The sequence below is a fragment of the Paenibacillus mucilaginosus 3016 genome (assembly GCF_000250655.1).
GTDB lineage: Bacteria > Bacillota > Bacilli > Paenibacillales > NBRC-103111 > Paenibacillus_G > Paenibacillus_G mucilaginosus.
Genome location: NC_016935.1, coordinates 3674118 through 3696310, shown reverse-complemented (window position 1 = coordinate 3696310; position 22193 = coordinate 3674118). Strand labels below are relative to the sequence as shown.

The window sequence follows — 22193 nt, the reverse complement described above, 5'->3', positions numbered from 1 at the left end:
CAAAAAAAGAACCCCCGCCGTTACCCGGCAAACGGGGATCCTTCTTCTGATACTGTTACAGGCCAGTCCTTGACGGAAGCCTATCTCGATTCCACGAGATCCGCCAGCTCCTTCACCACATGCGGCGGCCGGCCGCCGGTCAAGGCGGCAACCAGGTTGCGTGCGGCGAGCATCGCCATGTCAAAGCGCGTCTTCTCCGTCGCCGAGCCGATATGAGGCAGCGTGACGACGTTCGGCATCGACAGCAGCGGGTTGTCCGGCTGCGGCGGCTCGGGGTCGAAGACGTCGAGTCCCGCTCCGCGGATCCGGCCGCTGCGCAGCGCCTTGATCAGCGCCGCCTCGTCCACCGTCTGCCCGCGCGAGGCGTTGATGAAGAATGCCGTCGGCTTCATGAGCTCGAAGTGCTCCTTACGGAAATACATCTTCGTCTCCGCCGTCAGCGGCGTCATCAGCACGACAAAGTCGGAGCGGCGCAGCAGTTCCTCGGTAGTGACGTACTGCGCACCGAAGCGCTCTTCCGCTTCGGGCTTCCGGGTGCGGTTGTAGTAGAGCAGCTCCATGTCGAAGCCGTGCACCGCCCGTTTCGCGATGGCTTCCCCGATGCGGCCCATGCCGAGGATCCCGATCGTCGCATGATGCACGTCCATGCCGAAGAAGTCCTCCTCCTTCAGCCCTCGCCCCCGCTGCCACTTGCCCTCCTTGACGAAAGCATCGAGCTCGGGAACGCGCCGGGCGGACGCCAGCATCAGCGCCAGCACGAGGTCGGCCACGGTATCATCCAGCACATACGGGGTGTGCATGCCGAGAACGCCGCGCGTGCGCATCGCATCCAGGTCAAAATGGTTATACCCCACCGAAATGCTGCTCACCGCACGCAGCTTCGGCGCATGCTGGAGCAGCTCGGCGTCGATCGGGCCGCCGGTGGTCAGCAGCCCCTCCACGTCCTGCAGCTCGGCCAGGAGCCCCTGGCGGGAAGCCCCGCCGCTCCCGTCCCACATCTTGCATTCACAGTACTCCTCGAGATAACTCAGCACTTGCGCCGGTATTTGCTTGGATATGTACACCTTCGGTTTGGCCACAGTCTCCACCGCTCCTCTCTTCCGTAAGCTTAACGTTAGTTCGCCGCGCCTGCGCCGGCCTGCACCGCCTGCTGGTCCGCCGGCAGCACTTCATTCAGGGAACCGGAACGGTAGCCCTTGAGGTCAAGCGTCACATAGGCGTAGCCGATCTCCTTGAGCTTGGCATGCACGGTCTCCGCGACCGGCAGCAGCTCGCCGAGCTCCGATGCCGGCACCTCGATGCGCGCCAGGTTCTCATGCTGGCGGACGCGCACCTGACGGAAGCCGAGCTGGATCAGGAAGTCCTCCGCCTGGTCGATCATCGACAGCTTCTGGGCCGTGATCGCTTCGCCGTAAGGAATCCGCGAGGAGAGGCAGGCGAACGACGGCTTATCCCAGGTCTTCAGCCCGAATCGGCGGGAGAGATGACGGATCTCGGACTTCTTGATGCCCGCTTCAAGCAGCGGCGCTCGGACGCCCTGCTCATGAGCCGCCTGCAGCCCCGGACGGTGCTCGCCGAGGTCGTCGGCGATGGCACCGAAGACGACATGCGCGTACCCGCGTTCACGGGCGATCGGGATGAGGTGGTCGAACAGCGAGTTTTTACAGAAATAGCACCGGTTCGTCGGGTTCTCCGCATAGCCCGGAATATTGAGCTCGCTCGTGTGGATCACTTCATGGGGAGCGTTCAGCTCCTTCGCCAGCTCGATCGCCTCGAGCTTCTCACGGACCGGATACGTCTCGGAATCCGCGGTTATGGCCAGCACGTTCTCCGGCCCCATGAACTCGAGGGCCGCCTTCAGCAGGAAGGCGCTGTCCACGCCGCCCGAGAACGCCACGACCACCTTGCCCATCGAACGGAGAATTTCCCCGAGACGTTCGTACTTCTGCTCTATCAATAGCTCCATGGATTCCATGTGCATTCCTCCTGGTCTGTTGTCATCTGTATGAGGTTAGGTGTAAAAGGACAGGAGCAGCCTTTCATCATGCTATCATTTCCGCCGCTGCCCTGCGAAGGCCGGGTCCGGCAAAGCGCTTTTCCAGGGGCCGGGAGGCCGGCTGCTCCAGCGCATGGCCTGACAGGTTGGTGCACACGTTTGCATTGCATGTGCCGCACCCTTCCCGCTTATTATAGTCTCTTTTTCCCGGGAGCACTAGGGGGCATTGCAGAAAAGCTTCTTCGTGACCCCAAAAGTCTATGCGCCAGGTCACTTTCCCATGAATAAACAGGCCGTCCGGCATCATCAATTCTATCATTCAAAAACGGCAGCCCGCCCCCTTCCGGGAAACGGACTGCCGCCGACGGCTCGTCCTATGGTTACCCTTCTATTGTATACCTTCTATCCGAGCAGCTTCTCGACGTCCTCCCGCAGGGCCGACGGCTCGGTACGTGCGCTGAACTGCTTGACCGGCCTGCCTTCGCGGTCGACCAGGAACTTCACGAAGTTCCACTCGATGTCGCCCGTGCGCGTGTCCTCCGGCACATTGCCGACGAGGTACGTGAAGAGCGGGTGCGCATTCTCGCCCTTGACATCCACCTTGGAGAACATCGGGAACGTTACGTTGTATTTCAGCTCGCAGAACTGCTTGATCTCTTCTTCGGTGCCCGGCTCCTGCCCGGCGAACTGGTTGCACGGGAAGCCCAGCACGACCAGCCCTTGGTCCTTGTAGCCTTCATACAGCTCCTGGAGTCCCTGGTAGTGCGGCGTCAGGCCGCAGGCGCTCGCCGTGTTCACGATGAGCAGCACCTTGCCTTTGTATTCCGCCAGCGTCTTCTCCTGGCCGTCGATCGTGCGGACCGCATAATCGTATACCGACATCGTATTCATCTCTCCCTGGTTTGGAATGGCCGTATCCCTACTGACGGCAGTTGATCCTATTGTATCATGAGGAGGCTCAGGAAATAAAACCCACCGCATCGGCTCCCTGCCGGTTAGAGAAAATACGGAAGGTCTGCTACAATATAGGAATGCATTCCATGCACGACACCTTTCGATGCCCGAGGAGGACTGCCGCAATGAACGATACCCAGACGATTCAAGACAAAATGGAGCGGGCCATTTCGCTGCTCGAAGCCCGGTTTTTTGAACGCGAGGAGCTTATCCGCCTCCTTCTGCTCGGCCTGATGGCCGGGGAGAACGCCCTGCTGATCGGCCCTCCGGGCACCGCCAAATCCCAGCTCGCGCGCGCCGTATCCCAGCTGTTCGGGGGCGGCCGGTGGTTCGACTACCTGCTTACCCGCTTCACCACGCCCGATGAAATGTTCGGTCCCGTTTCGCTCCAGCAGCTGAAGCAGGATCTCTATATACGGCAGACCGAGGGGTACCTGCCTTCGGCGGATTTTGCCTTCCTCGATGAAATCTTCAAAGCGAACAGCGCGATCCTGAACGCGCTTCTCTCGATCCTGAACGAGCGGATCTTCTTCAACGGCCAGGAGAAGCAGGAGGTTCCCCTGCTCTTCCTCATGGCAGCCTCCAACGAGCTGCCGGAAGAAAATGAACAGCTCGCCGCCCTGTACGACCGCTTCCTGATCCGCTACGAGGTCGGGTACCTGAAGCTCATGTCTAGCTACGAGCGCATGTTCCAGGTGCCCGAAGGCCCGCTGCCGGAGGTCCTGTCGCTGGCGGATGTGCGCCGCATCCGGGAGGCCGCCGCGAAGGTGACGATCCCCGAGTCCCTGATCTACATGCTGTACGGCGTCAAGAACGAGATGGAAGCCAAGGAATACTCGCTCTCCGACCGCCGCTGGCGCAAGATCGGGCAGCTGTGGAAGACGTCGGCCGCGCTCAACGGCCGCACGGAAGTGAACGTGTGGGATACCGTGTTCACCCCGCACATGCTGTGGGATTTGCCTGAGGATTACAGCACGCTCCAGGAGATCTTCCAGAAGTCCTTCCAGGAAGCGCTGAAGGCCGAGACGGAACGGGAGCTGCCGCTGAAGCGCTACGAGCAGACGGCGAAGCACTGGCTCCAGAAGGAAGACGAGCTGCACGCGTTCCAGTTCAAGAAGGAAGTCGGCGCGCGGATGAGCAAGGAGGATCTCGACAAAGCGAGGGCGAACCTCGAGGAGTGCCGCACCGAGCTCGAAGAGACGGCCCGCGAGCTGCGCGGCAAGCTGGTGCAGTGGCTGCAGCGGGAGAAGGACCTGCCGGGCTTCATCCACAACCGCAATTTCCTGCTTCTGCACACGGCCCAGTATGCGGTCAAGTACACGCACCTGCGCATCCAGGGCGAGCGGACGCTCCAGAGTCTGCAGGGCCTCTACCGCACCCTGTTCGACCGGGAGATTCCCGGCCTGCAGTACGACTACACGCTGTAACCGCAGCGCCAGGAGGGGATCCCTTTGATCATTCGCGCCGCCAGGATCGACCGCTATGTGTTTGACGGCTATGTGCATTCCTCGCGAACGGCCCAGGAGTGGATCCGCCAGGCGCAGGCCCAGACACCCTGGTTCTCCCTGGAGCTTTTTGCCGACTTCTTCATGTGCTTCTATCTCGCGAATCCCGAGACCGAGCGGGGCACGGACGCCACCCCGTTCCACCGCTGGCTCGTGGGGGCGCTGCAGAAGCAGTTCTTCTACCGGACGATTCACCCCCGGACCGCCGGCGAAGTCAACGCTTCATTCAAGACCGCGCTGAAGGCGCTGATGTGGCTCACGGAGAGCTTCGAGGAGGAAGTGAAGCGCCGGCGCAAGGAGGAGCAGACACTGCGTACGATCGGCCTGAACGACAAGCAGCGGCAGCAGGGACAGGATCAATCCCAGATCCAGGAGCACCTGACGGAAAAGCAGGTCGAGCAGCTGCGCCTCGTCGGCTATACGCTGCAGCGCGGCAAGCGCAATGTGGAGGAAAAGCAGGCCGCCCTCGACAGCCGCCCGCTCGCCGCCTCGGAGATCGCCGAGCTGAAGGAGCGGGTTCGCTCCCTGCAGGAGGAGATGCGCACGGACTTCGTGCGCCGGGACAAGCTGCGCCAGAAGCTGCAGAAGGCCGAGAGCGAGCTCGCCGAGCGGGAGAAGCAGCTTGAGCGGCTTACGAAGCGCGAGCAGGAATCGGTCCGGCAGCTTGAGGAGCAGCTCGGCGGCTGGCTGAACAAGGCGCTGCAGGAGTCGCTCGGCCGCGAGGAGACCGAGACGCTCAGCGTGCACGAGCTCGTGCAGGCGAGCCAGCGGGTGGCCAACCGCCTCTGGGGCAGCGACCTCGGCCGGCTGCAGCGGCAGGCGTTCTCGAACTACCAGGCGTGGGTCGAGAAGCTCAAGAAGCAGCCGCAGCTGCTGGCCTTCCTGCAGGAGGTCGGGCGCAGCGTGCAGCATCTCAAGGCACAGCGGCGCAAGCTCCGCTCGCCGCGCGTGCCGGAGAGCTACGACGACCTGCGGCAGTCCGGCGATATCTCGCACCTGCTTCCGAGCGAGGCCAGCCTGCTCGCGGACCCGGATTATGAAGCCTTTTTCATGGTGAAGTGGCTTGAGCGCAAGCTCCTCACCTACAACATCACGGGCTGGACGCAGGAGCCCCAGAAGGGCCCCGTCGTCTGCATGCTCGACACCTCGCACTCGATGCGCGGCAGCAAGCTGCAGCTCGCCCAGGTGTTCGTCGGCACCTTCGCCGCGTTCTCCCTGCTCGAGCAGCGCGACTTCCTGCTGATGCTCTTCGGCGCCAAGGGCGAGCTCATCGAACGGCCGCTCTTCTGGCGCAAGCCGGACTGGCCGTCGTTCCACGCCCTGTCGCAGCTCGCCTTCGGCGGCGGCACGCATTTCGACGCCCCGCTGAAGCGCGGCATCGAGATCGTCCGCACCGAGAAGCGCTACGGGGATGCCGACTTCGTCATGGTCACCGACGGCGTCGGCACCGTGTCGCCGCCCGTGCGCGATGCGCTCGCCGAGCTCGGCCGTGAGAAGGACGTGCGGCTGCACACGCTCGTCATCGGCACGGCGCGCCAGCACCTCGTGGGCCGCTACGAGATGCTCGGCGTCTCGCACAATGTGCGCTTCGCCTCCACGTGGGAAGCGCAGTCCGGCAGCGAGCTGCTGCTCGACGTGTTCAAAGACAGCCGCGTGCGCCGCGGCTGAGGCTGCACGGCGGTGGCCGGGCTTATAAGTGCCCCGGCCGAGCAGGATCAGCCCCACCTCCGGACCAAAGGGAGGTGGGGCTGATTTGTGCTGCCACGGCCCGCGACGGAGCCGAGGGCCGTGCCGGCAGTTGGCACGCTGAGGAAGCGAACGTGTGTCCCGCTGCGTATGCGCTATGCCAGCGCAGCGGAACTGCTGCAGGCTTGTACAGGCGTCCGTCTGCGCAGCGGCGTCTCTTATGTGTGGTAGTGGTAGTCCATGGTATCCCGCTGCTCTACATCCTGCTTACCGAAGACACCACTACAATTCCAAGTGGAACAGACCAGCCAGCTGCTTCGCCGTGAGCGCAACTGGCCGGTTTTCACACGTATGCATTGCGCCCACACTCGATGCAGTGCAGGTCTTCTCACTTCAGCATTCCGCATGGGCCGTTACGATAACGTAGCGGTGATATGCGGGAAGGCAGCTTTCTGCGTAACAGCAAGGCTTCCGGGCGTTCATCAGCGTAGCGGTATCTCCTTAGGTGAAGTGCTCCTATCAACTACTTCCCTCCTGCTTTCCTGATTCTATAGACACCCAGTAAATCTCATGAAACTACTTCACCAGCAGCCGCTGTACTGATCGGTCTCAAGCGCCATGGGCTACCTAAGTCGATGGAATTGTAGTAATCCCCCTTCTCATCAACATTCCTCATAGGCAGCCGTTACGATAGCGTAGCGGTGAATCTGCAGATAGAATACAGGCAGCCCACCACCTTCAGCATTCCGGATGGACCGCTGGCATAGCGCAGCGGTGAATATTCCTTGAACAAACGGCCCCCGAAGCCCTCGCCCATTCCATCTCCCAACCTTGTCACCGGATACGCTTCATGGTATGATGAGAACAACAAAAAGACCAAGTGCTGCGAACACTTGGCCTTATGACAATTGGCTTGGATGGGCTCTTCCCTTCCCGGTCATGCATGGAGTGAAGAAAACCCACCTGGGCGGTAACCTTAGGGTGGGTTTTTACTTTCTCTTGGAGTGATTGATATATGTCAGAAGTGCTACGAGAAAGGAGCCGAACGTCAGCATCATCGCAATGGCGTCTTTGACTTCCATGGACTCACCTCCTCTCTGCACCGGCTAAACAAACGCTTACAAGCCTTGCAGCCAAGAAGGGAACCACGCCCCACCCAAGATTCAATTGTATCCTTATTGTACCATATAACGAAACGACGAACAAGTGTTCCTATTTTTGAATGCTAGAGATTATAGCGGAACTCAGGAGTCACTTTCATAATTCAAAACCCATGCCGTAACTGGCTTTCAGGGCAGAAAAAAAAGGAGTACCTACCCAAGTTATTGAATGTATGGTTACCACACCACACTCAAACGAAGGAGGTACTCTTTTGTATACTATTCGTCAAGAAGAGCTGTTTTCCCTGCAAGAGCTTATGGAAATGGCACCAGAAAATAAATACAGCATCGTTTTCAAAACGCTTGACCTCTTACCTGCACTGCGCGTGCTCAACAAGAGAACGCACAGAGGCCGGCCAGAAGAGCTGAACTATGCGGCCATGGTATACGCTATGCTCATTGGGACCATTGAACGTATTCCGACCACAAAAGATTTGCTGAAGCGCTTGCGGACAAATGAAGAGTTCCGCAGGACTTGCCGTTTTCGCGGATCCGACGCTATTCCTAGTGAAGCTTCATTTTCACGGTTGTATACAAAACTCGCCGACTCCGGTGTGCTGTGGGAGCTGCAGCGCCAAGTCATTTCCCTCGCCGCTGCGGCGGGATTCGTCTCTCCCAGTTTTATTAGCTTTGACTCCACCCATGTAGAGGCAGAGGAACGCCAACCGCGTAAAGAACAGGAAGTGGAATCGAAGGCCGAGTCTAACGAACAACCTGTCCTTGAAATGGAACACTCCCCATCCACCAGCGCTAAGCGTCTGGAAGACCCGCGGAAGAAATATAAAAGGGGTGCGCCTACGAAGGCAGAGGCGGAGCGCCGCCGTTTGGAAAGAGAAGCATGGGAAGCTTCTTTGCCCCTGTTCGAACGTAAACTCGAGGATATGCTCCCTTACACATTTGAGCAGCTCAAACCGCTGATTCCTATACATCCAAGTACGAGCAGTAAAAAAGGCTCCAATGGAAAACTCATGTGGTGGCATGGATACAAACTGCATATTCTCGCAGACAGTAAAGGGCATTACATTTTGAGCGCCCTCTTCAGTTCCGCTCACGTAAATGACGGACGGCTGGCGATTCCGCTGCTAAAGAAGTTTCAAACCGATTTTCCTGACTGGAAGGTCAAACACGCCTTGGCTGATGCTGGATATGATGTTATGGCCGTCTACAAACAAGTAAGGAGCTTGGGAGCCTGGCCTCTAATTGACTATAACGAGCGAGCGAAAAAGCCGCCGGAAGGATTGAATGAGAATTTTCACCCGGTGTGTCAGGAAGGGCACTCTTACGTATATGACAGCTTCGATGCCAAGAACAAAAGCTTAAAATTCACTAGGCCCCAAGAGTGCAAAGCATGCCCGCTAGAAAAAAGCGGCAGGTGTCAAAGGGTCTATAAAATCAAGGTAGAGAAGGATCTCAGACGATTTACCGTACCAGCCAGGGGCAGTAAATCTTACAAAAAAATATACAAGAAACGGACAACGGTTGAGCGAATCTTTGCCTATCTGAAGGGTTACTACGGACTGGGGGCGTCTAGGAAGCGCGGTAAAAGAGCTGAGGTTGACGCCGCCCTGAGTGTTCTTAGCTACACGCTTTGTCAATATGCTGTTGATTGCATGCGCCAAAAACAACAAAAACAGGCAGCCTAAAATTTAGCCACCTGTTTTAAAAATAGCGTTTTAGAAATTCTGCCTTTTCGAAGACAGAGTGAAACAATTATGAAATACCCTCCTCAGATGCGTTAAACCGCCGGTTCCCCGGGTGGAAAATAAAATAACGGAACTGAAATATCTTTATTCGTCCGTTTTCGCCGCTGATGGACTGGAAAACAGACGAATAAGTGATCGTAGTTCCGTTATTTTTACTTTGAGTGCCTTATCGAAGCCAATAAGGAATCTGAATTCCGCTATGGGCTGAACCGCCTCGGTGGCATGGTTGCGGCCTGTGCGGCGGATCGAGCGTGCCCCGCCGGCGCGCCGGCGGAGGTCAATGCGCCTCTTGATGCCGCAGCCGCCTCACGCATACAGCCTCGCCGCTCGGCGCCGCAACTCGCGCTCCCCTGCAGCACCCGCTGCTCGGCCCATGTGCCGGCACCGCCCCCGCAGCCGCACGCTTCTCGCCGCGCTCCCCCGCTTCCGCCTACGCGAACACTCCAATCCCGCTGCGTTCGTGCTCCTCCTCGAACGCCTTCTGCTTCAGCCGCTCAATCACGACGTCGAGCGGCTCCGGCGCAAGCAGTTCGACCGGCGAGATGCCGCGGTCGAACTGCAGCGCATCGCCCTCAAGCACGAGCACATAGCGGTCGCCGTGACGCGCGATGTGCAGCCGGTCGCCGAAGTCGGCGAGCAGCGCCCGCACCGTCATGTTGCCAAGCTTCACCTTCATCTCGATGTCCGGCTTCTGTTCGATGAGCACCGACGCGGCTTCCATCACCTGCGACGGCTCCCACTTCTCCTGGAGCTCCCTCTGGTCGCTGTGCGCCCACAGCTCCATCGCTTCGAGCTCCTGCTGCTTCTGCTCCTCGTTGTGCTCATACGTCTGCTCGACGTACTGGTGTACGAAGTCCATCACCTGCTCATTGACCAGCTCCGGCATCGACTTCTCGTACTCCACGAACCTCAGGAAATCCTCAAAGTAGTTGGCGTGCGAGGACTGGTGGATTTTGAGCTCCCAGTTGTCAACCATCCCCGGCTCCGGCATGTGCGGGTACATGATCGACTTCATATTCTTGGCGGAGATGGCCATCTCCACCTGGTTGAGCAGCGAGCGCTCGTCGGTGATGCGGGCGATCTTCTGCTCGAAGTCGCATTTGAACACGAACAGGAACGGCTCGTCAAAATATTGATTGAGCCGCGCGCGTACCACGAACATGGCGCCGCCCCGGATCGCGCTGGTGTCCATATAGGTAGTCACGATCTCGTCGGCATGACCCATGAACTGGTCGATATTCTCCGCGGTCTTCAGCCTGGCGAACATGTTGTAGTTCGGGTTGCTGTCGAGATCGTACCCCGGCTCGGCGATGAACCGGCCGATCTTCGTCGGCACCTGCTCCGCCTTCGGATTGCGCTCGGCCTTGCGCTTCGCCGTCTTCGCGAACTCCCCGTCCAGGAAGCCGCTCAGCTCGCTCTCGGCATAACTCTCGCCGTCCATCGTCTGGTAATGCTTGCTCCGCTTGCCGCTTTCCTCCCCATCCACCTGGATGACGAAGAACGATATATAGTCCACATCGAATTTCACTTGAGATCAGCTCCCCTATGCGTACCAAGGATTGCCGGCCGCCGCCCCCTGGAATCTAGCATTTCCGTAAGACCGAGAGAGGAGCCGGACACCTAGTATACTATAGGCGCCGAGAGGTTCATAGAGGAAAAACTTCGAACATCTGATCGCGGTGCGGCCCGACCGAGATCCAGCGGATGGGCGTGCCGATCAGCTCCTGCAGCCGGAGTACATACCGCCGGGCCGCCTCGGGAAGCTCGCCGAACGAGCGCGCCCCGCTCACGTCGGACCGCCAGCCCGGCAGCACCTCAAGAACCGGCTCCGCCGCGTCCAGCTCCCGGTTCAGCGGGAAGCGGTTCGTTACGCCGCCGCCAATGCGGTAGCCTGTGCAGACCGGAATCTCATCGAGATAGCCGAGCACATCGAGGTTGGTCAGCACGACTTCGGTCGCTCCCTGCACCATGCAGCCGTACCGGGTGGCGACGGCGTCGAACCAGCCGACCCGGCGCGGCCGGCCGGTCACCACGCCGTACTCGCCGGCCGAGCCGCCGCGGCGGCGCAGCTCTTCGGCTTCCCCGCCCGCAAGCTCCGTGACGAACGGCCCCGTCCCGACGCAGGAGGAATACGCCTTCGTCACGGCTGCGATCCGGCGGATCTCATGCGGCGGCACACCCGCGCCGACAGCGGCAAACCCGGCCAGCGTCGACGACGACGTGGAGTACGGGTAGATGCCGTGGTCGGGGTCGCGAAGCGCGCCCAGCTGGCCTTCGACGAGCACGGAAGCGCCGCGGTGCAGAGCCTCGTGCAGCAGCTCGGTCGTATCGCACAAGAGGGGCAGCAGCCGCTCCGCCGAAGCCATGAGCTCATCCGTCAGCGCAGCGGCATCCAGCGGCTCCCGGCCGTACAAGTGGCTGAGCAGCACGTTTTTACCGGCAAGCGACGCCTCGATCCGCTCCTGCACCCGCGCCCGGTCCGCCAGATCGCCGGCCTGCAGCCCGAGCTTGGCGTATTTGTCCGCGTAGAACGGAGCGATGCCCTTGCGTGTCGAGCCGAACCCGCCCGCGCCGAGCCGGTCCTCCTCCAGGTTGTCGAGCAGCGCGTGCAACGGCAGCACCAGCTGCGCCCGCTCCGACACCTTCAGCTGAGGCTCCGGGAGACCGGCCGCCCGCAGCGCATCCAGCTCCGCGAGCAGCGCCGGGGCGTTAAGCGCCACACCGGGCCCGATCACATTGACGATATGGCTGTGAAACACGCCCGATGGCAGCAGATTCAGCGAAAACTTGCCGTGCTCATTGATGATCGTATGTCCCGCGTTGTTGCCGCCCTGAAAGCGCACAACCACATCGGCCTCCGCCGCAAAGCGGTCCGTTACCTTGCCCTTGCCCTCGTCTCCCCAATTCGCTCCTACCACTGCCGTTACACTCATATCCGATCCGCTCCTTTTTTCATATAGGGGCCGCTCCAGACTGCAGCTCGTTTGCCCCCCTGACACCCATTGATTATAATTCGGAGTACGGACATAAAAAAAATGAATAATATTCATACCCACCATAAACGGAGTTGATACCCTTTGATCGTGAACATGGAGTGGTACCGGGTCTTCTATACGGTGGCTCGGACCGGAAGTCTGTCCAAAGCGGCGGAGGAGCTCTTCATCACCCAGCCGGCGGTCTCCCATTCCATCAAGCAGCTGGAGGCGAAGCTTGGGGGACAGCTCTTCTTCCGTTCCTCCAAAGGCGTCCGGTTAACGGGAGAGGGCGAGGTGCTGTTCTCGTATATCGAGCAGGCCTACCATCTCATGGAAGCCGGCGAGCGCCGGATCGGGGAGATGCACGACCTGGAGGCCGGCGAAGTGCACATTGGCGCAGGAGATACGCTGTGCAGGCACGTGCTGCTTCCCCGCATGGAGACGTTCCGGGAGGACTATCCGCGGATCAAGGTATCCGTCACGAACCGGACGACGGCGGAGACGGCCGCCCTGCTGAGAGAGGGACGCATCGACTTCGGAGTCGTGCACCTGCCCTTCGAGGATCCCCGGTTGGACGTCCGTCCCATCCGGACCATTCACGACTGCTTCGTCGCCGGCAAACGCTACTCGGAGGAGCTAGACCGTCAGGCCGCACCGCTGAGGCTGGAATCGCTGCTCGCCTACCCGCTCATCCTGCTCGAGCAGGGCACGAGCACGCGCCGCCACCTGGACCGCTATGCCGCCGGGCAGGGCCTGAGCCTGCAGCCGGAGCTGGAGCTCGGCAGCATGGACCTGCTCCTGCAGTTCGCCCGCAGCGGGATGGGTATTGCGTGCGTTGTCCGCGAATACGCTCAGGAAGAGATGCAGCGCGGCGGGCTCACGGAAGTCCCGCTTGCGGTCCCGGTTCCTCCCCGGGAGGTCGGTCTCGTTACCCTGCAGGGCGTACCGCTGTCAGCAGCGGCGCGCCGGTTCGTGGATGGGCTGACGGAGTGACTTCCTCGGTGCCGAAGCCTGCCAAGCATGCCGCCGGGGCAGGATGAGGCGCATGCCGCTTGGATCACATCCGCGCAGGGCCAGCCTCCCGGCTTTCCCCGTTCCCGCCCGCATCCCTCCGCCCGGCATACCGCAGCGCACAGCAAACAGCCTCCACTCCGCAATAGACGGAATGGAGGCTGTCTTTAAGAGAAAGCCATTCAGGAGCAATCTATTTCACTGCGCCGCACGCGATGCGCGCGCCGGAGTTGCCGGACGGATCGGTCTTATAATCGTCGGCCTTCTCGTGAATGACCAGCGAAGTACCGCCTTCCTTCAGCAGCGAGGTCGGCTTCCCTTTCTCCAGCGTCAGCCCCTTCATGACGAAGTCGGCCTTGGCCATGCCGTTCTTGTCCGCTTCGATGTTCGGCAGGTCGCCCGCATGCGGACCCTGCGGGTTCTCGGTGCCATGCTTGCGGCCCGTCGGGTTGAAGTGCGCCCCCGCCGTCTTGAAGTCCGGCGCTTCGCACCGTCCGGTCTCGTGAAAGTGGAACCCGTGCGGCCCCGGCGGCAGATGGGCGGCGTCGAGCTGAATGCGGACACCTTCCGGCGCCTGGCTCAGCTTCGCTTTGCCGATCGATGTGCCGCGGATCCCTATGATATCGATCTCTTGGGCGTCCTTGGACTCATAGGCCATGACGGCTTCGCTGCCGTTTTTGTGCAGGGGCTCATGCTGGTGCTCCGTCTTGCCGCCCAGCCCGAACCACGCCGACGGACCGCTGCAGGCGCTCAGCAGCAGCATACCCGCGAGCAGCCCCCCCATGCTTTTATACCCTTTCAATCCTCTTCCTCCTTCGGCTTCAGCAGTACACCCACCAGTGTTGCCAAATTTGGAAGAGCTAAACCCGGCACCCCCGCCTACCCCTCCCGGAAGCCGGCCTTCTCCTGAACGCGCTTCAGCTTGGTCACGAACCACCAGACACCGCTGCTCGTCAGAAGATAGTAAATCAGCGAATATGTCAGACGCCAGGAGTTAAGCTCGTAGAAGTTCAGCAGGATGAACAGAGGCTCACATACATAAGCCATGAAGAGACCGAGTGCCAGGTTCGCCAGTACAAAAGGGACCCACATCCCGGAGAACAGCTGATATATGATCATGGAGAACACAGGGACCAGCACGAGGTCGGCGGGAAGCAGCGGCGGCGTGAGACCCAACAGCTTATCGGGATAGCCCCACCACAGCCTGTCGGTGCCTATACTGTCGAAGGTCATGCAAATCAGTGCAATGAGCAGGCCGTAAAGCACAATCTCCTGGATCCGCCTGCGGTCCACCATTTTCCACCAGATGAAATAGGGCATGATAGTAAGAGCGAGCAGCAGCCACCAGGAGGCCTTGTGCAGGTCATCCTGCAGCCAGTGCGCTTCCGACACCTCAGCCAGAAGGCTCCTGGCTTTCTGAACGTCTTCGAAGGATGGAAAAGACATGGGATTGCCACCTTTCGCCTTATAATCCCGCTCCCTCTTCAGGATTCCCGGAAGCTTGGCAATTCATGTGAGCCTTCCCGTTTTCCTCCTGCAGCCGGACACTCGTCCCGGATTCCCGCTTCCCGCAGGCGCCCGCTGCCTGTAAAGAAAGGCTCCGCCCCTGAATGGGACGAAGCCTCTCCGGCGAACCTCGGCACTCGAACGGTTCGATGTTCTAGTTCTTCTGCAGGAATGGGTTGCGCCATTCCATCAGCATCGCATAATTGCGGGACTCCTCGTCCTCCAGATAACCGGACACGAGCTGGACCGGCGTCCGCCCGCAGCGCAGCAGGAAGGTCATCACGGGGTCCTTCAGCGTCCCCTCCAGCACCTTCTCCACATACTGCTGCGGCGTCAGCGTATCCGCATGCCGGTGATAGCCGGGCAGCCGCCCCCCGCCGAGCAGCCGCTGCACCCCAAGCTTGACAACAACCTCGTACATGGACAGCATCATCCATCTTCCGAGACCCAGCTTGCGGTAGGCGGGCCTTGCACAAATATCGACAATGTACAGTGTATTGCCGTCCGGCTTGTGATTGCGGATGTAGCCTCCGTCCGTGACGGCTTCCCACGTATGGTCCCCGTCCTGCGGATCGTAATCGACGCGCAGTCCGGTGATCGAGGCGGCCAGCTCGCCGCCGATCTCCACGCAGAGCGCCCCCTCGGGAAATAAGGTCACGTGATGGCGCAGCTGCTCCTCGTTCCACCACAGCTCCGAGGGAAACGGCGGGGGAAAGCTTTCCTGCTGGATACGGATCAATCCGGCGAAATCCGCCTCCGTATACGAACGGATCACGGCACGCACCGGTTTGTCGCCGTCGAACACGTACATTTCCTTGCGGTACCGTGCGGTTGTCATGAGTACACGCCCTCCACCGCTCCGGTCCCTCAAGACCAGTCCGTATACAGATCGGTCCGGCGGTCACGCCACGTCGTCACCGAGCCCTTCTCCCTCACCTGATGAAGCAGCGACAGATCGAGATCGCCCGTGATGACCATGTCCCCGTTGACCTCTCCGGCCGTCATGATGCCTGCCGGCGGAAAAGGCACGTCGTTCGGCGTGAGGATCGCCGCCTGGCCGTAATTGCCCCGCATGAAGTCCACGGTAGGCAGCGAGCCGACCGTTCCGGTCGTCACGACGTAGATCTGGTTCTCGATCGTCCGGGCATGGCAGGTGTAGCGGACCCGGTGGAACCCGTGCTTGTCGTCCGTGCACGACGGACAGAAGATGACGTCGGCCCCGCGGGCCCGGGCCATCCGTACGATCTCCGGGAATTCCATGTCGTAGCAGATCAGCATCGCGATGCGCCCTTTATCCGTGTCGAACACCTGCAGGGTATCGCCGGCGGCCATGTTCCACTCTTTGACTTCGGTCGGCGTAATATGTACCTTGCGCTGCTCCCCTACGCGACCGTCCGGATAGAACAGGAACGCCGTATTGTAGAGACGCCCGTTCTCCGACACGATATGCGTGCCGCCGATCAGGTGCATGCCGGTCTCGGCGGCCAGCCCCTTGAATAAGGCCATGTAGGGTTCCGTGAAGCCCGGAAGCTCGTCAATCGTCAGGGCTTCCCCGCTTCCGTCTCCTCTTCCGACGGACATCAGCTGCGTCGTGAACAGCTCCGGAAACAGCACGAAGTCCGACTCGAATTCCGCGGCCGTCTTGACATAGTGCGTCACCTGGGCGGCAAACTCCTCAAAGCTGCCGATCGTATGCAGATGGTACTGCACGGCAGATACGCGCATTTTCATTGTGATTCCTCCCCTTTTCCTCCGGGCGGTTCCCCTTGTATACTCTCTCCCGTTCCTTCCTCGATCGGGTCGAAGAAGAGGATGTGCGGTTTCTTAAGGCACCAGGTCGTCATGCACCGCAGTCCTTCGACCTGTACGGTCTTCAACGGCTCAAGAAACTGGCCGTGCAGCCTCTCCGTCAGCCGGTGCAGCTGTGCCGCGTCGGCCAGGTAGCGCTCCGACCCATCAGGCAGCGAGTATCGTCCTCCGCCGAGCGGGCGCATCAGCGCTTCCATGCCGATGCCCGATGCGAGCCGGGTGAAGAGCACCCCGCCGGGCTTCAGCACCCGCCAGAGCTCGCCGACCATCTCCCCGAAATGCTTATCATTCTCGGCAAAATGCAGCACCGCGCTGCAGATGACGAAATCAAACGTATCGTTGGCGAAGCTGAGCTTCTCGATCGGTTCGCAGCGAAAGCGCTCTTCCTGCTCCCGGGAATGAATTCCCGCCGCCAGCTTCCGGACCTCCTCGACGGCTTCCGGACTCCGGTCCACCGCGAAGACGTCGTAGCCTTCCCGGAGAAAGAACACCAAGTTGCGCCCTCTCCCGCACCCTGCATCCAGAATCCGCATGCCGGGCCTGATGCGCCCCTTGAGCAGCTGGTCAAACAAATAGATGTCGATCTCTCCGAAATGCTCGCGCACGTCCATGCTGCGGCTCACTCTCCAACCCTTGGCATTTATCCCGATCATTATACCACCGGGCGGGGCGGAACACCATGCACGGCGCGGGATTTCCCCCCTCGGGAGCCTGATTTTCCGCACACAGGGACGGGCATGCGAAGCAGGGGAAGACCGGCGGGCTTCCCCTGGAAGAGTTAGAACAGCGAAGATCGAAATCCGCCGCACAAATCTTACGGCTTCTCCTCCCACATTCCTTCGCCGGTTTCAACGTACGACTTCAGGCCGGCCAGCCGGCCCGGCCAGCCCCCGTCCGCCGCACGAATCGAATCCTCCGTCCGGATCTCCGCGGTGAGCACCAGGATGACCCGGCACACCTCCGGCCGGCCGGGCAGCCGCTCGAGCTCCAGGGCGAGGCGTCCCTCCGCCGTGCCGGCCTCCGATTCGTCCGGGCTCCCCCAGGTCAGCTCCAGCCTCCGTTGAGCCTCTGCCGCCGTCACCATCCCGCGCGCCTCTTCACGACCGTCCGGCCTCTCCAGCCGGTACGGGGACAGCTCCCCGCCTCCCAGAATCAGCCGGCATCCCCGCCAGAATCCGGCGGGCTGCTCCGGGGAGAGCACCTCCTCCCAGATGCGGGCGGGAGAGGAGCGGATCAGCGTCCCGTACGTCTGTCTCGGCAGCATCCGCACACTGCGCTGCTTCTCTTCCGACAGCATCCGCTTCAGCTCGCCGAGCCTGCCGCCGCGCGTATCCTCCGGGCGGCCGAGCAGGCGCTCCATCAGCCCCCGGAGCCGCTCCCGGTCCGCGGAATACAGCTTCTCCCGCCCGATCCGCCGGGAGGCCGCCAGCTCCGCCTCTTCCAGCATCTTCAGATGCTTCAGCACGGCGGCACGCGGCAGCTCCAGTTCATCCGATAAGCCGCTGACGCTGAGGCCTGGGGAAGCTGCCAGCCGCTGCAGCAGCTCCCTGCACCTCGGATCCGCCAGGACGAGGAATATCGCGCTATCCTTGCTCTGTACCGTCGTCAATGCCCCATGCCCCCCGGTTTGCCAAGTCGGACAGGCGATTCCGCCTATCCTGCTCTCCTTAGGATGCACATCAGCATCATTTTCCATGAATGGTTCGGGCCGCCTGGACGGGCAGCAGCGGTAGTCACCTCGCTGCCCTGCGCGTGACTGGCACGGATTCCGCTTCCTCCGTTCTCCAAGCCGCGCTTCGGCGCGCTATGCTCCGCCTGTCTGTCCGTCCTGCCCGTCCTGCCCGTCGTACCGTTCCCTCGCGCTCAGCACATCCTCATGATGAGCCTTCGCCCAGACATGAAGCGCCTGGAGAGGCTCGATCAGTGTGCGGCCGAGCGGGGTCAGCGTATATTCGACGGCCGGAGGAACGGCAGGATGCACCTTCCGCACGACGAGGCCATCCCGTTCCATCCCCCTCAGCGTCTCGGTCAGTCCATTTTCTGGGACTACGCCTTCAATGCGGCGCTTCATGTCCCCATACCGCTGGCTGCCGTTCTCCAGCGCGTAGATTACAAGCGGCTTCCATTTGTTCGCAATGACATCCAAAGCAAGACTGTAGCTGCACACCGTAACGGAGATATCCTTCTCCGGACGGCCGTCCGTTCTCATTTTCATCCCCCCATGGCGCACGTTGAAGTGCCTATGCCACTTTCAAGTGCCTGCTTACTTTAATTTAGTGTATGAGGTATCGTTTGTCTAGAAGCATATTCCAAATGATGACTTTATCAGATGAAGGAGAGAGAGATCATGAGAGCATTTGAAATTCAGGGTGGATTCGGACTCGAGCGGATTACGCTGGCGGAGCGGCCAAAGCCGGCTCCCGGTCCAGGCGAGGTGCTGCTTCGCATCCGGGCGGCCTCGCTCAACGCGAGGGACCTTGGCGTAGTCGGAGGGTTCTACGTAGGTGCCGAGACGCTGCCCCTGATTCCGGTATCGGACGGCGTCGGCATCGTGGAGGAGCTGGGTGAAGGGGTCACGCGGGTCAAGCCGGGAGACCGGGTCTGCCCGATCTTCGTGCAGGACTGGCTCGCCGGAACGCCGACGGAAGCGATGCTGGGCTCGACCTTGGGCGGCCCGAGAGACGGCGTCCTGGCTGAATATGGCGTCTTCCCGCAGGGATCGCTCGTCCACGTGCCCGAGCATCTGACCGACGAAGAAGCGGCCTCGCTGCCCATCGCCGCGCTGACGGCCTGGCAGGCCGTCGTGACAGAAGGGCGCGTACGCGCCGGCGATACGGTCGTCGTGCAGGGCACCGGAGGCGTTGCCTTGTCCGCCCTGCAGTTTGCGAAGCTGCATGGCGCCAGGGTGATCGTAACTTCCAGCAGTGATGTGAAGCTGGAGCGGGCGGCGGCGCTCGGGGCCGATCTCGGCATCAATTACGTGAAGTCTCCGCAGTGGGATCAGGAAGTGCTCCGCCTCACGGACGGCCGGGGGGCCGATCACATCGTCGACCTTGGCGGAGCGGCTACGCTGAACGCCTCGCTGGCCGCCGTCCGTCCGGGCGGACGCGTCAGCATTGTCGGCGTGCTTTCGGGCGTAACGGCTGCAGGACTCGACCTTATCCCCGCCATCCGCAAGAAGGTTACGCTGCAGGGGATCAATGTCGGCAGCCACGGGATGTTCGAGGACATGAACCGTGCCCTGGCGCTGAGCGGCGTGCGGCCGGTCATTGACCGCGTGTTCCCGTTCACCGAGGCGGTCCAGGCTCTAAGGTATATGCAGGAGGGCGTCCACTTCGGCAAAATCTGCATCCGGCTGTGAAGCCTGCCGGCACCTTGGGGCTTTATGCGCCTTCGAGGCTCTGAGCCCATAGCTGTACTGCAAGGGAGCTCACTATGGAGGGTGCGCGTGCGGACCGCCGGACGGCCGCACACGATTTGGGAGACTAAGACACGCGTTGTCACGGTTGCCTGGTATCTTGTTCCTGTCAGTATTCCGACATCCCAAACCTGATCAGGAGGCCAGCAGCCATGAAACCAAGAATCGAAAAACACGGCGAGTTCGCAGCGGTAGGAACCAAGGGGCAGCACCGGCTGACCGAAGGGGTGATCCCCACGATCGCCGGACAGTGGGACGCCTTCATGCGGCGCGCAGCCGAAATCCCGGGACGGGGTCCCGCAACGCTCGGCATCTGCTGGGGAATCGAGGCCGCCTCCGGCGAGCCCTTCGACTACCTTACGGGCGCCTTGGTCGAGGAGATGCCGCCGGAGCTGCCCTCCGGCATGACGGCGGTCACGCTGGAACCTCGCCTGTATGCCGTGTTCACCCACCGGGGGCCCGTCGCCCGGCTCGACGCAACTTATGCATCCATCCAAGCGTGGCTGGAGTCCAATGGAACATACCGCCGCGCGGATGCCCCCGACTTCGAATACTACGACCACCGGTACGCTTCCGCCGAGCCGGAGAGCAGCGAGTTCGACATCTACATTCCGGTGACGGAACCGGCTTGTTACGGCGGACCGGCTGTCTCCCCGGCGCCATAAGCGTCATAGAGCTTCCGGACGGCCTCCCGCAGCCGGGAGACCAGCTCCGGCGGCTGGACGACGACCGCATCCGCGCCCAGGGAGAGGAAGTAGCCGGTATAGTAGTCCATTTCGTCATGCCGGATGCGGATACGCAGCAGGCCCTCGCCCTCCTCTCCTACGACGAGCTCCTCCTGGAACCACGACTCCCAGCGGCAGCGGCGGACGCCGTCCTTCGTCAGCCGGACCTCCAGCTGGAGCAGGCCATGGGCATCCCCGCCCGGGCCGGGCGGCTGCTGCGGAGGCGGCAGGAACCAGTCGGTGATCGTGTACTCGCTTAGGTCCACCGCCGGATGTTCCTCTCCCGCCGGTTCCGCCTGCAGCACCCGGTCGACACGGAACAGCAGATAGCGCTGCTTGCGGAAGCAGTACGCCGGACAATACCAGTACCCGTTATACGAATAGACGCCGATCGGCTGAATCGCCCGCTCTCCGGGGCCTTCCCGCGAATCGTACGTGATCCGCAACGGCCGGCCCTGCAGGGAGGCGTCCAGCAGCAGCTTCAGGTGAGGCACCGCCGCCTGACGCTTCGGCGTCCAGAATACGACCCGCTCCTGGAGCCGGTCGATTTTCTGTTTGGTATCGTCGGGCAGATAATAGTAGAACTTCTTCAGCGCCGTCACCGACTCCTCGCTGAACGGCAGCGCCCCGTAATGCTGCAGCGACTGGTAGGCGAAGAACATCGCCAGCGCCTCCTGCTCCGAGAACATGATCGGCGGCAGCAGCCGCTCGTTCAGCACCCGGTAGCCGCCGTGCGGGCCGTACTCGGCGTACAAGGGCAGCCCGAGCTCGTCGAGCACCTGCAGATCGCGCATGATCGTGCGGGTGGAGACGCCGAATTCCTCGGCCAGCTCCCTCACCGTGAAACGCCGCCGCTTGTTCACCGCGATCATGAGCTCCATCAGCCGTTTCGATTTGGTCATGACGTGCGTTCCTTCCTTCACTGATGTAATAAAAACATCTTACCACAAGACTAAGACAAATTATGTCATAGTTGGAGAGTGAAGACGCAGCAGAAGCTGCACTCGTGCAATTCACTTCCCCCGGCAGCCGGCTCCTCGGTGCCGGCACAAAGAAGCCGCCGGGCATACGGCAGCTTTTTCAGATGTTGTACGGATATTTTCCGGATCACGCTTATATGGCGGATTCTCCCGGTATCGCTCGCCTGGCACCCGCTCAGCTGAAGCAGGTGCACACCATGATGATATTGCCGTCGGGGTCTTGGAACGAGAATTCCGCGAGATCCGGATAAGTCACAATCCCGCTGACGATCTCCGCCCCCAGCTCCGTCACGTGCCGGTAAGCTTCGTGAATATCGGAGGCGCTCAGATTGAACAGCGGCTGGTTGGACGGCGTAAAAACATAATTCTCATCAAAACAGTGATTATCCAGCGTAATGCCGGGACGTCCCTGCCCCATATCCAGGGTATAGATCGGTCCCTCATGCCGGCCTTCCCTCACGTCCAAGCCGAGCAGACGGCTGTACCAGCTTATGGAACGCTCCAGATCCGTCACATGTACAAAAATCGTATCCACCCGGTTGACAATCGGCATCCCCAATATCTCCAGCCTCCCATGTATAGGTAACGCGTTTCATGCCCAGGTTTTCGGGCCATTTCTTCGGCAGCGGTACGCCGCCCTTTCCTTCTATGGCAGCTTTTTCATCCGGACAGGAAACCAGATCTCCGTAACGGATTCCTCGGACTCGGGACCCCGGTGCCGCCGGCCGGTAGTTCTCAGGGTCCGTGGAGAGTCCATACGCCACC

At 61.0% G+C, this 22193-nt stretch carries 22 protein-coding genes; 7 read left to right on the top strand and 15 right to left on the bottom strand.

Annotation, left to right across the window (positions count from 1 at the left end):
- Positions 1–80 precede the first annotated feature (80 nt).
- From PM3016_RS16130 to PM3016_RS16115, 3 genes are all read right to left on the bottom strand, one after another.
- Entirely contained in the window at positions 81–1079 is a 999-nt protein-coding gene (locus PM3016_RS16130) for a 2-hydroxyacid dehydrogenase (RefSeq protein ID WP_014370153.1), read from the bottom strand.
- Positions 1080–1114: 35 nt separating this feature from the next.
- Positions 1115–1975, bottom strand: a complete 861-nt coding sequence (gene larE / locus PM3016_RS16125; protein WP_013916732.1) for an ATP-dependent sacrificial sulfur transferase LarE — start codon at positions 1973–1975, stop codon at positions 1115–1117.
- A 423-nt stretch (positions 1976–2398) separates the two neighbouring features.
- Entirely contained in the window at positions 2399–2878 is a 480-nt protein-coding gene (locus PM3016_RS16115) for a glutathione peroxidase (protein WP_014650941.1), read from the bottom strand.
- A 197-nt stretch (positions 2879–3075) separates the two neighbouring features.
- Here PM3016_RS16115 and PM3016_RS16110 point away from each other — a divergent pair, with 197 nt between their 5' ends.
- The 3 genes from PM3016_RS16110 (at position 3076) to PM3016_RS38680 (ending at position 6372) form a co-directional block, all read left to right on the top strand.
- Positions 3076–4377: an AAA family ATPase gene (locus PM3016_RS16110; RefSeq protein ID WP_014370151.1), complete on the top strand. Its 1302-nt coding sequence runs from the start codon at positions 3076–3078 to the stop codon at positions 4375–4377.
- A 24-nt stretch (positions 4378–4401) separates the two neighbouring features.
- The gene (locus tag PM3016_RS16105) at positions 4402–6123 is read left to right on the top strand and encodes a hypothetical protein (protein ID WP_013916729.1); all 1722 of its coding nucleotides are present in this window, start codon (positions 4402–4404) and stop codon (positions 6121–6123) included.
- A gap of 87 nt (positions 6124–6210) precedes the next feature.
- Positions 6211–6372, top strand: coding sequence for a hypothetical protein (locus PM3016_RS38680; RefSeq protein WP_164923384.1), 162 nt, complete (start codon positions 6211–6213; stop codon positions 6370–6372).
- A gap of 758 nt (positions 6373–7130) precedes the next feature.
- Here PM3016_RS38680 and PM3016_RS39705 read toward each other — a convergent pair.
- A complete protein-coding gene (locus PM3016_RS39705) occupies positions 7131–7223 on the bottom strand; it encodes a putative holin-like toxin (protein ID WP_014370150.1) in 93 nt (30 codons plus the stop codon).
- 290 nt (positions 7224–7513) lie between these two features.
- Here PM3016_RS39705 and PM3016_RS16100 point away from each other — a divergent pair, with 290 nt between their 5' ends.
- The gene (locus PM3016_RS16100; protein ID WP_014368491.1) at positions 7514–8944 is read left to right on the top strand and encodes a transposase; all 1431 of its coding nucleotides are present in this window, start codon (positions 7514–7516) and stop codon (positions 8942–8944) included.
- Between the two features lie 490 nt (positions 8945–9434).
- Here the strand turns inward: PM3016_RS16100 and PM3016_RS16095 are convergent, their stop codons facing one another.
- Together PM3016_RS16095 and PM3016_RS16090 are read right to left on the bottom strand one after the other, a co-directional pair.
- A complete protein-coding gene (locus tag PM3016_RS16095; protein WP_013916726.1) occupies positions 9435–10532 on the bottom strand; it encodes a DUF3900 domain-containing protein in 1098 nt (365 codons plus the stop codon).
- A 118-nt stretch (positions 10533–10650) separates the two neighbouring features.
- Entirely contained in the window at positions 10651–11937 is a 1287-nt protein-coding gene (locus PM3016_RS16090) for an adenylosuccinate synthase (protein WP_014370149.1), read from the bottom strand.
- A gap of 144 nt (positions 11938–12081) precedes the next feature.
- Between PM3016_RS16090 and PM3016_RS16085 the strand changes: the two genes are divergently transcribed.
- Positions 12082–12972 carry a LysR family transcriptional regulator gene (locus tag PM3016_RS16085; RefSeq protein ID WP_014370148.1) on the top strand — a complete coding sequence of 297 codons (891 nt, stop codon included), beginning with the start codon at positions 12082–12084 and terminating at the stop codon, positions 12970–12972.
- 211 nt (positions 12973–13183) lie between these two features.
- Here PM3016_RS16085 and PM3016_RS16080 read toward each other — a convergent pair whose 3' ends face one another.
- The 7 genes from PM3016_RS16080 to PM3016_RS16050 form a co-directional block, all read right to left on the bottom strand.
- Positions 13184–13792, bottom strand: coding sequence for a superoxide dismutase family protein (locus PM3016_RS16080; protein ID WP_014370147.1), 609 nt, complete (start codon positions 13790–13792; stop codon positions 13184–13186).
- A gap of 77 nt (positions 13793–13869) precedes the next feature.
- Complete coding sequence (locus tag PM3016_RS16075; protein WP_013916722.1) at positions 13870–14436, bottom strand: CBO0543 family protein; 567 nt, start codon at positions 14434–14436, stop codon at positions 13870–13872.
- 214 nt (positions 14437–14650) lie between these two features.
- Positions 14651–15334 carry a GNAT family N-acetyltransferase gene (locus PM3016_RS16070; RefSeq protein WP_013916720.1) on the bottom strand — a complete coding sequence of 228 codons (684 nt, stop codon included), beginning with the start codon at positions 15332–15334 and terminating at the stop codon, positions 14651–14653.
- Between the two features lie 29 nt (positions 15335–15363).
- The gene (locus tag PM3016_RS16065) at positions 15364–16227 is read right to left on the bottom strand and encodes a carbon-nitrogen hydrolase family protein (protein ID WP_014370146.1); all 864 of its coding nucleotides are present in this window, start codon (positions 16225–16227) and stop codon (positions 15364–15366) included.
- Positions 16224–16958 carry a class I SAM-dependent methyltransferase gene (locus PM3016_RS16060; RefSeq protein ID WP_236628698.1) on the bottom strand — a complete coding sequence of 245 codons (735 nt, stop codon included), beginning with the start codon at positions 16956–16958 and terminating at the stop codon, positions 16224–16226. Before PM3016_RS16060 ends, PM3016_RS16065 begins: the two co-directional genes overlap by 4 nt.
- Positions 16959–17119: 161 nt before the next feature.
- Positions 17120–17914 carry an ArsR/SmtB family transcription factor gene (locus PM3016_RS16055; RefSeq protein ID WP_013916717.1) on the bottom strand — a complete coding sequence of 265 codons (795 nt, stop codon included), beginning with the start codon at positions 17912–17914 and terminating at the stop codon, positions 17120–17122.
- Between the two features lie 195 nt (positions 17915–18109).
- Entirely contained in the window at positions 18110–18514 is a 405-nt protein-coding gene (locus PM3016_RS16050) for a winged helix-turn-helix transcriptional regulator (protein ID WP_014370144.1), read from the bottom strand.
- 138 nt (positions 18515–18652) lie between these two features.
- On the opposite strand from PM3016_RS16050, the gene PM3016_RS16045 reads away from it, so the two are divergent.
- A complete protein-coding gene (locus PM3016_RS16045; RefSeq protein ID WP_014370143.1) occupies positions 18653–19666 on the top strand; it encodes a zinc-dependent alcohol dehydrogenase family protein in 1014 nt (337 codons plus the stop codon).
- 209 nt (positions 19667–19875) lie between these two features.
- The gene (locus tag PM3016_RS16040; protein ID WP_014370142.1) at positions 19876–20388 is read left to right on the top strand and encodes a GyrI-like domain-containing protein; all 513 of its coding nucleotides are present in this window, start codon (positions 19876–19878) and stop codon (positions 20386–20388) included.
- Here PM3016_RS16040 and PM3016_RS16035 read toward each other — a convergent pair.
- A complete protein-coding gene (locus PM3016_RS16035; protein ID WP_014370141.1) occupies positions 20355–21350 on the bottom strand; it encodes a helix-turn-helix transcriptional regulator in 996 nt (331 codons plus the stop codon). The genes PM3016_RS16040 and PM3016_RS16035 overlap by 34 nt on opposite strands.
- 253 nt (positions 21351–21603) lie before the next feature.
- Positions 21604–21981 (bottom strand): VOC family protein, encoded by a 378-nt coding sequence (locus PM3016_RS36930; RefSeq protein WP_014370140.1) that lies wholly within the window; start codon positions 21979–21981, stop codon positions 21604–21606.
- Positions 21982–22193: the final 212 nt, after the last annotated feature.

Coding starts and splice junctions, on each gene's coding strand:
- PM3016_RS36930 (WP_014370140.1), bottom strand. CDS start 21,981: ATGCCGATTGTCAACCGGGTGGATACGATTTTTGTACATGTGACGGAT.
- PM3016_RS16040 (WP_014370142.1), top strand. CDS start 19,876: ATGAAACCAAGAATCGAAAAACACGGCGAGTTCGCAGCGGTAGGAACC.
- PM3016_RS16065 (WP_014370146.1), bottom strand. CDS start 16,227: ATGAAAATGCGCGTATCTGCCGTGCAGTACCATCTGCATACGATCGGC.
- PM3016_RS16050 (WP_014370144.1), bottom strand. CDS start 18,514: ATGAGAACGGACGGCCGTCCGGAGAAGGATATCTCCGTTACGGTGTGC.
- PM3016_RS16060 (WP_236628698.1), bottom strand. CDS start 16,958: ATGATCGGGATAAATGCCAAGGGTTGGAGAGTGAGCCGCAGCATGGAC.
- PM3016_RS16090 (WP_014370149.1), bottom strand. CDS start 11,937: ATGAGTGTAACGGCAGTGGTAGGAGCGAATTGGGGAGACGAGGGCAAG.
- PM3016_RS16070 (WP_013916720.1), bottom strand. CDS start 15,334: ATGACAACCGCACGGTACCGCAAGGAAATGTACGTGTTCGACGGCGAC.
- larE (WP_013916732.1), bottom strand. CDS start 1,975: ATGGAATCCATGGAGCTATTGATAGAGCAGAAGTACGAACGTCTCGGG.
- PM3016_RS16115 (WP_014650941.1), bottom strand. CDS start 2,878: ATGTCGGTATACGATTATGCGGTCCGCACGATCGACGGCCAGGAGAAG.
- PM3016_RS16075 (WP_013916722.1), bottom strand. CDS start 14,436: ATGTCTTTTCCATCCTTCGAAGACGTTCAGAAAGCCAGGAGCCTTCTG.
- PM3016_RS16035 (WP_014370141.1), bottom strand. CDS start 21,350: ATGACCAAATCGAAACGGCTGATGGAGCTCATGATCGCGGTGAACAAG.
- PM3016_RS39705 (WP_014370150.1), bottom strand. CDS start 7,223: ATGGAAGTCAAAGACGCCATTGCGATGATGCTGACGTTCGGCTCCTTT.
- PM3016_RS16110 (WP_014370151.1), top strand. CDS start 3,076: ATGAACGATACCCAGACGATTCAAGACAAAATGGAGCGGGCCATTTCG.
- PM3016_RS16045 (WP_014370143.1), top strand. CDS start 18,653: ATGAGAGCATTTGAAATTCAGGGTGGATTCGGACTCGAGCGGATTACG.